Origin of the sequence: Erythrobacter sp. SDW2 (assembly GCF_021431965.1) — a bacterium.
GTDB lineage: Bacteria > Pseudomonadota > Alphaproteobacteria > Sphingomonadales > Sphingomonadaceae > Parerythrobacter.
In genome coordinates this window covers 945,212-958,479 of sequence record NZ_CP090370.1, presented here as the reverse complement: position 1 = coordinate 958,479, position 13,268 = coordinate 945,212, and the positions used below count along the sequence as shown (strand labels likewise).

The 13,268-nt window shown below is 64.6% G+C and carries 12 protein-coding genes; 7 read left to right on the top strand and 5 right to left on the bottom strand.

Annotated elements, in window-relative coordinates; translation table 11 throughout:
• Positions 1-124: 124 nt before the first annotated feature.
• The 4 genes from LY632_RS04690 to LY632_RS04675 all read right to left on the bottom strand — a co-directional run bounded on the left by LY632_RS04690 (position 125) and on the right by LY632_RS04675 (position 4,572).
• Positions 125-1,984, bottom strand: coding sequence for a DUF885 family protein (locus tag LY632_RS04690; RefSeq protein ID WP_234092647.1), 1,860 nt, complete (start codon positions 1,982-1,984; stop codon positions 125-127).
• 125 nt (positions 1,985-2,109) lie between these two features.
• Positions 2,110-3,126: a hypothetical protein gene (locus LY632_RS04685; protein ID WP_234092646.1), complete on the bottom strand. Its 1,017-nt coding sequence runs from the start codon at positions 3,124-3,126 to the stop codon at positions 2,110-2,112.
• Between the two features lie 13 nt (positions 3,127-3,139).
• Positions 3,140-3,298 (bottom strand): hypothetical protein, encoded by a 159-nt coding sequence (locus LY632_RS04680; protein ID WP_234092645.1) that lies wholly within the window; start codon positions 3,296-3,298, stop codon positions 3,140-3,142.
• Positions 3,295-4,572 carry an amidohydrolase family protein gene (locus LY632_RS04675; RefSeq protein ID WP_234092644.1) on the bottom strand — a complete coding sequence of 426 codons (1,278 nt, stop codon included), beginning with the start codon at positions 4,570-4,572 and terminating at the stop codon, positions 3,295-3,297. The genes LY632_RS04680 and LY632_RS04675 overlap by 4 nt, the downstream gene beginning before the upstream one ends.
• 120 nt (positions 4,573-4,692) lie before the next feature.
• On the opposite strand from LY632_RS04675, the gene LY632_RS04670 reads away from it, so the two are divergent.
• Complete coding sequence (locus LY632_RS04670) at positions 4,693-6,714, top strand: S9 family peptidase (RefSeq protein WP_234092643.1); 2,022 nt, start codon at positions 4,693-4,695, stop codon at positions 6,712-6,714.
• Positions 6,715-6,760: 46 nt separating this feature from the next.
• On the opposite strand, the gene LY632_RS04665 is transcribed toward LY632_RS04670, so the two are convergent.
• The gene (locus LY632_RS04665; RefSeq protein WP_234092642.1) at positions 6,761-7,615 is read right to left on the bottom strand and encodes a MipA/OmpV family protein; all 855 of its coding nucleotides are present in this window, start codon (positions 7,613-7,615) and stop codon (positions 6,761-6,763) included.
• A 128-nt stretch (positions 7,616-7,743) separates the two neighbouring features.
• Here LY632_RS04665 and LY632_RS04660 point away from each other — a divergent pair, with 128 nt between their 5' ends.
• The 6 genes from LY632_RS04660 (at position 7,744) to LY632_RS04635 (ending at position 13,261) form a co-directional block, all read left to right on the top strand.
• Positions 7,744-8,472: a DUF2059 domain-containing protein gene (locus tag LY632_RS04660; RefSeq protein WP_234092641.1), complete on the top strand. Its 729-nt coding sequence runs from the start codon at positions 7,744-7,746 to the stop codon at positions 8,470-8,472.
• Positions 8,473-8,548: 76 nt separating this feature from the next.
• Positions 8,549-9,730: a lycopene beta-cyclase CrtY gene (gene crtY / locus LY632_RS04655; RefSeq protein WP_234092640.1), complete on the top strand. Its 1,182-nt coding sequence runs from the start codon at positions 8,549-8,551 to the stop codon at positions 9,728-9,730.
• 4 nt (positions 9,731-9,734) lie between these two features.
• The gene (locus LY632_RS04650) at positions 9,735-11,240 is read left to right on the top strand and encodes a phytoene desaturase (RefSeq protein WP_234092639.1); all 1,506 of its coding nucleotides are present in this window, start codon (positions 9,735-9,737) and stop codon (positions 11,238-11,240) included.
• A complete protein-coding gene (locus tag LY632_RS04645) occupies positions 11,237-11,644 on the top strand; it encodes a hypothetical protein (protein ID WP_234092638.1) in 408 nt (135 codons plus the stop codon). The genes LY632_RS04650 and LY632_RS04645 overlap by 4 nt, the downstream gene beginning before the upstream one ends.
• A gap of 11 nt (positions 11,645-11,655) precedes the next feature.
• Entirely contained in the window at positions 11,656-12,237 is a 582-nt protein-coding gene (locus LY632_RS04640; RefSeq protein WP_234092637.1) for a TIGR00730 family Rossman fold protein, read from the top strand.
• Positions 12,238-12,247: 10 nt separating this feature from the next.
• Positions 12,248-13,261 carry a phytoene/squalene synthase family protein gene (locus LY632_RS04635; RefSeq protein ID WP_234092636.1) on the top strand — a complete coding sequence of 338 codons (1,014 nt, stop codon included), beginning with the start codon at positions 12,248-12,250 and terminating at the stop codon, positions 13,259-13,261.
• Positions 13,262-13,268: the final 7 nt, after the last annotated feature.

The window sequence follows — 13,268 nt, the reverse complement described above, 5'->3', positions numbered from 1 at the left end:
ATTGATGTGCATCAAGATGCGCTTGCGGGAAAAGTTCGGGCCGGCTTCCCGCGAAGGAAACCGGCCCTGGCACTGACCCGTAAGTCGGGGGGGGGGGGGGGGGGGGGGGGGGATGGTCAGCGCGTTACTGCTGGCTGTCAATCCAGCGGTCGATCTTGGCTTCCAGTACCGCCAGCGGCAGCGCGCCGGTGCCGAGCACCTGGGCGTGGAACTCCTTGATGTCGAACTTCTTGCCCAGCGTATCCTCGGCCTTCTTGCGCAGGCGCTGGATGGTCAGCGCGCCGACCTTGTAGGCAACCGCCTGGCTGGGGATGGCGATGTAGCGTTCGACCTCGGCCACCACCTCGGTGCGGGTCATCGGCGAATTTTCGAGCATGAAGTCGATGGCCTGTTCGCGGGTCCAGCCCTTGGCATGGATGCCGGTATCGACGACCAGCCGCATGGCGCGCAGCTGCTCGTCACCCAGCGTACCATAGCGGTTCCACGGGTCCTTGTAGAAGCCCATCTCGTAGCCGAGCGTTTCGGCATAGAGCGCCCAGCCTTCGACATAGGCGGTGTTGCCGCCGAAGCGCATGAAGGCCGGCAGCGCCGTGTTTTCCTGCGCCAGGCTGATCTGGAAGTGGTGCCCCGGTGCGCCCTCATGGAGATAGAGCGTCACTTCGCCCGGCGTCAGGCGGCTCGGCAAGTCATAGGCGTTGAAATAGAACGTGCCCGGACGCGACCCGTCCGGCGTGCCCTGCTGGTAGGAACCGCCGGCGCTGAACTGCTCGATCGACTCGTCATAGGGCTCGATCCTGAGCTCCGACTTGGGCAGCAGCGAGAAGTAGTCGCCGATCTTCTTGTCGACCATCTTGCCGATGTCGTAATAGCGCTGGGTCAGCGCCTCGCGGCTCTTCGGCTTGAACTTGGGATCGGTGCGGACGTAGTCGAAGAACTCGTTGAGCGTGCCCTTGAACTTGACCTCCTGCTTGATCTTCTCGAACTCGCCCTTGATCCGCTCGACCTCGCTCAGGCCGAGCTGGTGGATCTCGTCGGCGGTGATCGGGATGGTGGTCGTGCTCTCGATCAGCTGGGCATAGAGATCCGCCCCGCCCTTCATCTGGCTGAGGCCGACTTCCTCGCGTGCGGCGGGCAGGTATTCGTCGCGCAGGAAGTCCCGCAGGCGGGTATGCGCAGCGTAGATTTCACCGGTTTTGGCCCGATAGGCGTCGGTCAGGCGGGCCTTGTCCTCAGCCGAAAAACTTTCCGGGAACATGGTGGTCGGGCCCATGAACTGGGATTCGTCGACCGGGATCGCCAACAGCGTGTCGAGCTGCTGGACTACGATGCCGATGGTCAGCTTGGTTTCGAGTACGCCCGACTTCATCCCCTCGCGCGACTTGGCGATCGCCCGGTCGGTGATGGCGATGTAGTCGTCGTGCCGGGTCAGGTTGTCTTCGTAATTCGCCAAAGTGTTGAAGGGCGCCGCGCCCTTGCCGCTGGCGAAGTTGGGGTAGAAGGTGTGGAAGCCGAAGAAATGGTTGACCGGGCGCACTTCGGTCAGCGCACGGATTTCGGCCGTCTGGCCGCGCAGCGCATCTTCCTGCGTCCACTTGAACACGTCGTAGGCGAGCTTGTCGGTGTCATCGAGCTGATCGCGGTCGATCTGGGCGAGCAGCGCGAGGTTGAGCTGGGTGTCGCGCAGATTGGCGTAATAGGAAGAATCGGTCAGGAAATCGCCGAGCCGCCCGGCATTGCTGTCATCGCCGCGGAACAGGCGTCCGAGCGGGTTCAATTCGAGGCTGCGCTTGTCGGAATCCTCGAACAGGGCGAAAAGCTTGTCATGCTCGCTCTGCGGCGCTTCGGCAGCGGTTTCGGCCGTATCGGCAACAACCATCGCCGACGCAGCGAGCGTGGCTTCGGTGCCTTCCTCATGGGCCAGCGCCGGAGCAACCGGCAGGGCAAAAGCGGCCGTCGCCAGCAGCGCGGTGCGGATCAGTTTCATCGTGACAGGTCCCCTCTAGGAATTCCGAGTGTGTTATGCGAATAATACACTATCCGCCCAATCGCAAGGGCCGGGTTAGCGTGCGCCCAAAACAATGGCAGCGGGCTTCGCCGAAGCAGCGGCAGCTATCGACGAGGGGCGTTCGGGAGAATCGTCCGGGCGACCGGAGCTGTCAGGTCCGAAACCCGCGCGATCTCGCCGATCCATTGCAGGACGGAGGCGATTTCTTCGTCGTTGACCTCGCTGTGCGAACGCTCGCGATCCCGCTGCTCCTTCGCAGCGAAGTCGCCGCCCAGTTTGGAGTGAGACCGGAACACCGGGCCTTCCAGCACCGCGCCGAGATCCGATCGATCGAGGGGAAGGCCAAGGTGCGCAGCCGCCTCCGCGATGACCTCGCCCCGATTGTCGTTGAAGAACGCGCTGTCGACCACCGCCATGCGCTCGCCTCCGGGTGCCGCCAGCCGGTCGGTGAACCAGCTTTGCAGATAGAGCCATCCGAGCCCCGACAATTGCAAGTCCGTCAGCCCCGCCATGGTGGCGAGATCGAACCCGCCGGAGCCGGTGGCGTAGCCATGCGTCGTCAGGCACACCTGGCGGCCCCACTGCCGCCCTAACAGACCCTTTCGCACCACGGCTTCGAGGAACGAGCGCAGGTCGTTGGTGATAATGATCGCCTTCGCATCGGCGCGGCTGCGCATCAGTTGCGGGATGAGGCGGTTGGGGAAGTTGCTGGGCTTGATCATCACCGCCGCTTCGCCCGCGTTATGCGGCCGCGCCAGCAGGGCCACAATTGCATCGACCAGTGACTGCTCGATCGTCTCCATCCGGGCAAGTCCGTTGAGGATACCCGGCTCGTTGAGGCAGCTCGCCCGTGTCGCCGCCCCGACAGCTTGCAACAACAGGGTCGAGCGGCAGAAGCCCGAGTGGAAGATGAAATGGACCGGACCCGCCAGCGGCTGCATCGCCAGCAGTTGGTCGAACCCCACCCACGCCTCGGTCTGCGCGCTGCGCACCTCTGCCAGGAACCCGCGGCTGCGGAAGACATCGGGATGCAGCTTGAGAAAGCGGACCTTCCGCCCGGCCGCATCGATCTCGTGCGGCAGCCAGTTCGGGTCGGCAACAATGGCGCTTAGGTCTTTCACACAATCGCTGTCGTCAATCTTCCGGCGAAAGGCAAAACCGGTCATCCCCGGCATTGCCGATCGGCTGCGCGCCGGCATCCTGCCCCGCCCCCAGCGTCACCGGCTCGCCTGCGCAGAACGCCGGTTCCTCGGCCAGCGGCGCTGCGGCGAGCGCCGGGGCGGCTAGGCTCACTCGATCACCTTCCCGCGCACCATTACCCACTCGACATCTTCCAGCACGGTGACATCGTCCAGGGGATTGCCCTTCACGGCGATGATATCGGCGGAGAAGCCCGGCGCGAGCTGGCCGATCTCGCTTTCCATGCCCAGCACCCTGGCGGCGACCGTGGTGGCGCTGGCGAGCGCGTCGCGGTTCGACATTCCCTGCGACACCATCAGGCCGAACTCCTCGGCATTGCGGCCATGGTCGAACACGCCGGCATCGGTCCCGAAGGCAATCGGTACGCCCCATTTGTAGGCCTTGCCCATGAAGACCTTGGCGGTTTCCGCCACGGCTTCGATCTTCTCCTCGACGACGGGGGTGTAGATGCCCTTGCCCAGCCGTTCGGTCACGCCCTTGAACGCCATCAGCGTGGGCACCAGCACTGTGCCGTTGGCGATCATCGCGTCGGCGGCAGCTTTGTCGATGTAAGTCGCGTGCTCGATGCTATCGATCCCGGCCTTCGCCGCCTGTTCGATCCCGCGCGCGCCATGGGCATGGGCCATGACCTTGAGCCCGAGCGAATGCGCCGTGTCGGCAATCGCCTTCATCTCGTCGGGGGTGAAATGGGCCTCCAGCCCGCGCCCCTGCTGGCTGAGCACGCCGCCGGTGGCGGTGATCTTGATGACGTCGGACCCGTTCTGGCTGGCGAGGCGGACCTTGGCGGCACATTCCACCACGCCGGTGCAGGTGAAGCCGCTGTCGAGCAGTTCGTTGACTTCCGGACGAAAGCCGTTGGTGTCGCCATGCCCGCCGATGATCGACAGCGCGGGACCGGCGGCGACAATACGGGGGCCGACAATCATGCCATCGGCCGTGCCGCGCCGCAGGACGAAAGCGGTCTGCTGCGCGCTGCCGGCTTCGCGCACGGTGGTGAAACCGGCCAGCGCGGTCAGCCGGGCATTCTTGGCCCCGACAACCACGCCCCATTCGTCTGGCTCGACAGTTTCTTTCCAGAAATCGCCGCCGGGATCGCCGGTCAAATGGACGTGAAGGTCGATCAGGCCCGGAAGTACGGTGTATTCGGGCAAGTGCACCATGGTCGCGCCTTCAGGAGTCGGCTGGAAACCGTCCACGATGCTGACGATGCGCCCGTCTTCGACGGTGATGGTGGCGGGGCCGGTAGGATTGGCCGAAGCATCGGTGATGACCGAACCGGCATGGATGATCGTGGTATCCGCGAGAGCCGGAGTGGCGGCGAGGGTCAGCGCGGTAGTCACGACCAGACGGGCAAGTGGGTTGAACATGTTCAGGTTCCTCTTCTCGGGCCCTTCTTCCGGCCCCTGCTTTGTCCCCGGTTTGCGCTCCGGGCTTGCCTCGCTATACCGCCGCGCATGGAATCCACAAACGAGAGGTAATGCCCCCACATGAAAACCCTGCGGACTGCACTTTTCACCGCTTCGCTGCTGATCCCCGCTGCGGCCCTTGCCCGGCCCATGACACCCGAAGACGTCGCCAGGCTGGAGGCGGTCGGGACAATCGCCGTCTCCCCTGACGGCAGCCGGATCGCCTACACCACCGCCAGCCTGCCCGACGTGACCGAAGGCGAAGATGACGGCGCCACCACGCAGGAACTGAAACTCGCCTGGGGGCCGGACGCCTGGCGCGCATTCCTGCCCAAGGATGTGAGTCCGGGTGGAGTCGGCTTCAGCCCCGATGGCAGCATGGTAACCTACCTCTGGGCTGCCAAGGACGAGAAGCGCAGCGTGTGGGGCGTGCCGGTCGATGGCGGCGCACCGCAAAAGCTGGCAGGGATCGAGGACGCCGGCGTTTCGAGCTATGCCTTCGCGCCTGATGGCGCAACGCTGTACCTGCTGACGGGACCGGCCCCCGACAAGACCCGCGATGCCGAGAAGAAAAAGGGTTTCGACGCAGTCGTTTACGAGGAAGAACTGCCGCTCAACCGTCTGTTCGCCGCGACTGTCGGTGCCGAGCCCGATGCTGCTCCGCGCGAGATCAAGGTCCCCGGTTATGTCAGCGAGATCGCGATCTTCCCCGATGGCAAGCGGGCGATGATCAAGACCGCGCCGACCTCGCTGGTCGACGACAGCTACACCTCGACCCGGGTCAATATCCTCGACCTTGCCACCGGCAAGACCGTGGTCGTCGCCACCCCGGGCAAGCTGGAAGATGTCGAAGTCGCGCCCGATGGCAGTGCGCTGTCGATGATCGCCGCGATCGATGCCAACGACCCGGCAGCGACCACCCTGTTCAAGGCTGACCCGGCTTCGGGCACCTTCACCCCGCTCAACGCAGGGGCCGCAGAAGCTGCAGTCGATGCCGAGTGGCTCGCCGACGGGCGTCTGGCGGTCGTGGTCCACAAGGGCACCAAGAGCGTGCTGCGCATCTATGGCGACACGGTCGAGGAGATCGATCCGGGCGCACTGATCCTCGTCGGCGTCGAAAGTGCGGGCGGCAAGATCGCAGTCGAAGCGCATAGCCCCAAGCACCCGACCGAGCTGTTCGTGTGGCAGGGCGGCGCCTTCCAGCGCTGGACCAGCCACAACCCGTGGCTGGCCGAGATCGACTTCGGCACCCAGCGCACCGTCACCTATACCGCGCGCGACGGCCGGATCATCGAAGGCGTGCTGATCGAACCGGTCGGCGGCGCGCCCGAGGGCGGCGCCCCGCTGATCATGAATGTCCACGGCGGCCCCGAAGCGCATGAATCGGACGGCTGGCAGACCGCTTACAGCAAGCCCGGGCAGGTCGCGGCGGGCAAGGGCTATGCCGTGTTCCTGCCCAACTATCGCGGCTCGACCGGTTATGGCGTCGCCTTCGCCAAGGAGCACCAGGGCGACTATGGCGGCAAGGAATTCGACGACATCGTCGATGCCAAGCGCTTCTTCGTGGAACAGGGGCTCGCCGATCCCGACCGCGTCGGGATCACCGGCGGCTCCTACGGCGGCTATGCCAGCGCGTGGGGCGCGACCTATTACTCGGCGGAGTATGCCGCCAGCGTGATGTTCGTCGGCATTTCCAACAACGTTTCGAAGTTCGGCACCACCGACATTCCCAACGAGATGTACCTCGTCCACGAGCGCAAGTGGCCGTGGGAAGAATGGGACCACCTGATGGAACGCAGCCCCATCACCCATGTCGACAAGGCCGAAACGCCGATCCTGATCCTGCACGGAGACAGCGATCCGCGCGTCAGCCCGACGCAAAGCTACGAGCTCTATCGCAACATCAAGGTGCGCCAGCCCGATACGCCGGTGCGCCTGGTGCTCTATCCGGGTGAAGGCCACGGCAACCGCCGCGCAGCCAGCCGCTACGACTACAATCTGCGGATGATGGAGTGGTTCGACACTTACCTCAAGACCGGTGATCGCGATGCCCCGCTCCCGCCGCCCCGGCCCGACCTGGGGCAGGAAGAACCCGCCGAATAGGCATCAAAGGGCTCCGGGAAACCGGGGCCCTTTCCCGTTGCATGCCCTAGAAGGTATAGCCTATCCCCAGCCCCGCCAGGAACTGGTCGGCGCTGCCGCGCTCGCTCGTCAACGGCGTACGCTTCGCGTCGCCCATCAGCCGCGAATACCCGGCAATGGCAACGAGCGACAGACCGCCGTCGGTCACGTCGCCGTTGAGGTCGAACGCCAGCAGCAGGTTGGTACCGATGCTTTCCAGTCCGCCCCGGGCACCGAAAGCCGGCAACCCGCTCGCGACACTTTGGGTCGGCGAGACCGAATAGTAGTAGTCGGCGAAGTCGTCATCGATGAAGCTCGCGCCTACGCTCAGTGAAGCGGCTGCCCCTCGGCTAAGCGGGGTGAAATAGGTCACGCGGGGTGAAACCGTCATCCCGTCATGCGCGCCCGCCACGTCCCAGAGGGCGTCCACGCTCACCGTCAGGCTGTCATAGGGATTGAGCAGTTGCGGGAACTTGATCCCCGCAGTCGGTCCGAACTCGACCGCGCGGTCGAGCTCTCCCAGCGACTTGACCACCGGATCCTCGATCTGGCTGGCCCGGTCGCTGCGCACCCGACCGGCGATGCCGAAGTCGAAAGCAACGCCTTCCTCGGCATCGGGCACGAAATCGACCGCCAGCCCGGCAGGGCGCGGGTTGATGTCGATGCCGCCGATGCTGGCCTGCACCACCGGCAAGGGGAATACGACATAGTCGTCGGACCCGGAATAGCTCGGGCCGATACCGGCTCCGATGCCGATGGAGAGAAAGTCTCCGTCGAACACGGTCTCCGGCCGCTCGGGCGGGCCTTGTTCCTCCTGCGCGTACGCGGGTGTGGCAAAGGCGCTGAGAGCAGCGAGGGAGCACATCAGGTATCTGGGAGTCATGTCCATCTAACGGAACGCGCCGAAACCGGTTCCGCAAATTAACCCGCCATGCGCCACTTTCACAACCAAGTAGCAACGCAGGCGTGTTAGCGCTTGGCAGCCCACCAGTTCGAGGATAGCCGGGACACATGCACAATCTCGCGATCAAATGCGCTTCGGCGTTTCTCCTCTCGACCATCTCGGTTGCAGCCCTGGCACAGGTGGCCTCCTCACCATTCGAAGACCTGGCCAATGCACTCAATCCGCCAGCCACTGATCAACAGGTCTTCGACCGGTGGATGGAGGTGGATATTCCGGAAACCCTGGCTCAGGATCCGGACTTGATGGCCCTCGATGAAGTGTGTCCGGGTTCCTTGACAGTATTGGTGGAGTCAGGTCGATCCTTGCTGAAAGAAGATTTCATCCGTGATCAGGACCGCTACCGCAGAGAAGTCGCGGCCTTGTTTGCCGACCGCCTGTCGCCGGAGCACGCGGCGGAGGTCGCTGCACTGTACTCCACTCCGCTTGGCAAAAAGCTGGTCCAGTCAGTGGGCGACAACCAGTCGCTCGATTTCGTCATGGAGGAGGCCCTAGCCGACCCCTACGGCGATACCACCGCAGAGGCCCTCGCCAAGGACGACGAGCGTACCTTGCGGGAAGTGGTGCAGCGCCTGACCTTGGCAGAGAAGCGGGAACTGTCTGACCTGTTCGGCAAGTCGCCGGGTTTCAGGGCTTTCGAAGCCATACAGGACGAGCTGGTGGCCATTCGCACACGGATCGAGCTGGAAACGGCGAACGAGGAAGACCCCGAATTGGAGGCAGCCATGGAACAGGCCCTTGGTTCCCATCTGGCGAGCTGCCCTGCCCTGGCCGAGTAAATCCGGCACCCGCAGAAACGCTGCCCTCGATCATCTTATTGTGCCAGGGCGCTCCGGTGACTAGAGCCTAGCCGCAATGAGCGGGCGCAGAGCAGATGTGGCGATTGTCGGCGGCGGGCTGTCCGGCGGACTGATCGCGCTCGCCTTGCGCAAGGCACGGCCCGAGCTTGACGTGGTACTGGTCGAAGCTGGCGAAGCGCTGGGCGGCAATCACCGCTGGAGCTGGTTCGAAACCGATCTGGACGAGACCGGCCATGCGCTGATGGCGCCGTTCCGCAAGACCGAGTGGAGCGGATACGATGTCTTCTTCCCCCAGCATTCCCGCACGCTCAAGGCGCGCTATTTCTCGCTCGCTTCGCCCGATTTCGATGCGGGCCTGAGGCGCGAGCTGTCACAGCAGACCATCCGTACCGGCAGGAAGGTGGAGCATTGCACGCCCGATAGCGTGACGCTCAGCGGGGGCGAGGTCATTCCCGCGCGAGCGGTGATCGATTGCCGGGGCTTCGGCGCGGCCACACACCTGCGCGGCGGATGGCAGGTGTTCATGGGTCGGCATATGCGCACGACCAAGCCGCACGGGATTACCCGCCCGGTAATCATGGACGCCAGTGTCGAGCAGCTTGGCGGCTACCGCTTCGTCTATGTCCTGCCACTGGGCGCGAACGAGATCTTCTTCGAGGACACCTATTATCAGGACGATCCGGTGCTCGATCGGTCGGAACTTTCCCGGCGGCTCGACCAATATGCTGCGGGCAATGGCTGGGACGGCGAATTCCTCGGCAGCGAGACCGGGATCCTGCCCGTCATCAGCGGCGGCGATTTCAGCGTCTATGCCCGCGAGCAGCAACTGGACCGGATGCCGCAGGCCGGGGCCCGTGCTCTACTCGCCCATCCGCTCACCAGCTACACCGTGCCGCAAGCGGTCGAGACCGCGCAGCTGATCGCCGCCAATGCCGATCTGCCGGGCGACCAGCTCGCCGCGCTGCTGGCTGCACATGCGAGGCGACACTGGAAGCGGACGAGCTATTACCGCCTTCTGGGCAGGTTACTTTTTGACGCCGCCAAGCCCAATGCGCGGTACCGGATCTTCCAGCGGTTCTACCGGCTGGACGAGCGGCTTATCGAACGCTTCTATGCCGCGCGCTCGATACCGTTCGAAAAGTTCCGGGTGCTCGCCGGGAAGCCGCCGGTTTCGATCCCTGCGGCATTGAAGGCGATGTTCGGCAAAGGCAGGCCGCTCGCGGTCAACAGGGATTAGGAAAATGGGTGACACCACCAAAACGGCCTGCGTGATCGGTTCGGGCTTCGGCGGCATGGCGCTCGCCATCCGCCTGCAAAGCGCCGGGATCGCCACCACGGTGATCGAGGCCCGCGACAAGCCGGGCGGCCGTGCCTACTATTGGGAACGCGACGGCTTCACTTTCGACGGCGGGCCGACTGTCGTGACCGACCCCGATTGCCTCAAGGAACTGTGGGCGCTGTCGGGGAACGATATCTCCAAGGATGTCGAGCTGATGCCGGTCAGCCCGTTCTACCGGCTCAACTGGCCCGACGGGCACAATTTCGACTACTCCAACGACAAGCCCAAGCTGTTCAAGGAGATCGAGAAGCTCGATCCGCGCGATGTCGACGGCTACCAGCGGTTCCTCGAATACAGCGCCGGGGTGTACGAGGAAGGTTATCTGAAGCTTGGCACCGTGCCGTTCCTCGACTTCAAGTCGATGCTCAAGGCCGCGCCGGCGCTGGCGCAGAAACAGGCCTGGCGCAGCGTCTATTCGATGGTCTCGAGCTTCGTGCGCAGCGAGAAGCTGCGCGAGGCGCTGAGCTTCCACACGCTACTGGTCGGCGGCAACCCGATGAAGACCAGCAGCGTCTATGCCCTGATCCACAAGCTGGAGATGGACGGCGGCGTGTGGTGGACCCGCGGCGGCACCAACCGCCTGATCGCCGGCATGATCCGCCATTTCGAGCGGCTCGGCGGCAAGATGATGATCGGCGACCCGGTGGTGCAGGTCCATGTCGAAGGCAAGCGCGCCACGGAGGTCGAAACCCAGAGTGGATTCAGGCAGCGGTTCGACGCGTTCGCCAGCAACGCCGACATCGTCCACAGCTACAAAGACCTGCTCGGGCGCAGCCAGCGCGGCTGGTCGATGGGGCGCAAGCTCAAGCGCAAGAGCTACAGCCCGTCGCTGTTCGTGGTCCATTTCGGGCTGGAGGGCACCTGGCCCGGCATCCCGCACCACATGATCCTGTTCGGCCCGCGCTACAAAGGCTTGCTCGACGACATCTACAGCAACGGCGTGCTGCCGCAGGATTTCAGCATCTATCTGCACCACCCTACGGTGACCGATCCGAGCGTGGCACCCAAGGGCAAGAGCACCTTCTATGCGCTGGTGCCGGTCGCGCACATGGGCAAGCTCAAGATCGACTGGGACGAAATCGGCCCGATCCTGGAGAAGCGGATTCTCGACGAAGTCGGCCGCCGCCTGATCCCCGACATCCACGACCGGATCGTGACCAAGTTCCACTACGCCCCGACCGATTTTGCGCATGACCTCAACGCGCATCTCGGCAGCGCATTCAGCCTCGAGCCGGTGCTGACCCAGAGCGCCTATTTCCGCGGCCACAACCGCGACGATGTGATCGGGAACTTCTACCTCGTCGGGGCGGGAACGCACCCCGGCGCGGGTATTCCCGGCGTGGTCGGTAGTGCCAAGGCGACGGCGGCCATTGTGCTGGAAGATTTGGCCGCTAAAGCTTCGGCATGATGTACGCTCTCCTTCTTTCCGCCGCTGCCACCCTGATCGGACTTGGCACTTCGCCTCTCGTCGATAGTCAGCATAACCATGAATGGACTCCCGTGACCAATCAGGGGGAAGGCGAAACCGCTTTGCACGATCGCAATTGGTCCGCGACCATGGCGCAGGACGGGCGCACCCTTAATCTCATCCTCTTGCGGGTCGACATGGTAGATTCCGGCGACGAGATCGTGATGGACACAATCATTGCAGCCGATTGTGCCAATGCTGAGCTGGGCTTGAAGGAGGCCTATTTCTTCCAATCACCTTTCGGCAACGGGATCCGCATGCCGATCGATTATGTCGAGATGGACCTGGCAGCCGAGCCGCTCGGCAATGACGATGCGGCAATCCTGGACGCTGCCTGCAACTGATGGTGTCCGGGATGAAAAGAGTCGCCGTCTATTGCGGCTCCGCCACGCCGGAGGACACTCGCTACATCGATCTCGCTCGCGACGTTGGCCGAGACTTGGCCGAGCGCGGGATCGGCGTCGTCTATGGCGGCGGCCGGCTCGGGTTGATGGGCGCGATCGCGAGCGGGGCGCTGGAGGCGGGCGGCGAAGTCATCGGCGTGATCCCGGAGGCGCTGGTCAATTCCGAAGTCGCCAACCACGCCTGCACCGAACTGATCACCGTCAGCGGGATGCACGAGCGCAAGCAGCGTTTCACCGATCTCAGCGACGGTTTCGTCACCATCCCCGGCGGGGTCGGCACCATGGACGAGCTGTGGGAAGCGATGAGCTGGGCGCAGCTGGGCTACCACTCGGATCCCGTCGGCCTGCTCAACGCCTTCGGCTTCTATGACCATCTGATCGCCTTCAACCGCAAGATGGCCGAAGTCGGTTTCGTCCGCCCGGCGCACCAGAACATCCTGATCGCGGCAGATACGCTGGACGAGCTGCTGGAGAAGATGGCGGCCTATGTGCCGCACACGCCGATCTTCCGGATGAAGGCCGACGATCTCTGATCGCCTGACTATGCCGCGCGAACGCCCCCTAGCCCCTGATTATGTCCGCCACACACCCTCGCAGCCGGGCGGCGGGCGTAACCGGGCGGCGCTGGTGGAAAAGGCGCGCCTCTCGATCAAGCAGGGCTCCAAGAGCTTCTCGGCCGCCAGCCGCCTGTTCGACCGGACAACGCGGGAGCGGGTGTGGCTGCTCTATGCCTGGTGTCGGCGCTGCGACGACCTGGCCGACGCGCAGGAACATGGCGGTGAACTGGGCGACCAGGCCGGCGCCCTCGACCGGGTCGAGGCGATCCGCGTGCTCACCCGCCGCGCACTTGACGGACAACCGACCGCCGATGTCGCTTTCGATGCCTTCGGCCTGGTCGCGCGCGAATGCGGCATCACGCAGGCGATGGCCGATGATGTCATCGCCGGGTTCGCACTCGACGCGCAGGACTGGCGACCGCGCAGCGAGGGCGACCTGCTACGCTATTGTTATCACGTCGCGGGCGCGGTCGGCGTGATGATGGCGGTGGTGATGGGGGTCTCTCCACTGGACGAGGACACGCTGGACCGTGCCTGCGACCTCGGCCTCGCCTTCCAGCTCGCCAATATCGCCCGCGATATTGTCGAGGATGACGCGGCGGACCGCTGCTACCTGCCGGTCGAATGGCTGGTGGAGGAAGATATCGAACCCGGCCAGCACACCAAGCCGCACCACCGGCAGGAACTGGCCGATATGGCTACGCAGCTGGTGGCGCTGATGGAGGCCCACGAAGCCGCCGCCCGCATCGGGGCCGCGCGCCTGCCGTTCCGCAGCCGCTGGGCGGTGCTCAGCGCCGCGCGCATCTATAGCGAAATCGGCCGCGAAGTCCGGCGGCGCGGGGCGGCGGCCTGGGATTACCGCGTCTCGACCAGCAAGTCGGACAAGATCCGCCACGCTGCGGCGGCCTTCTTCGAGGCGCTGGCCAACAACCCGCCGCACCCTTCCGAAATGCCGCGCTGGACGCGGGCCAATCTTGCGGAGCGCGCCGCCAGCGCGTAGCGCTGCG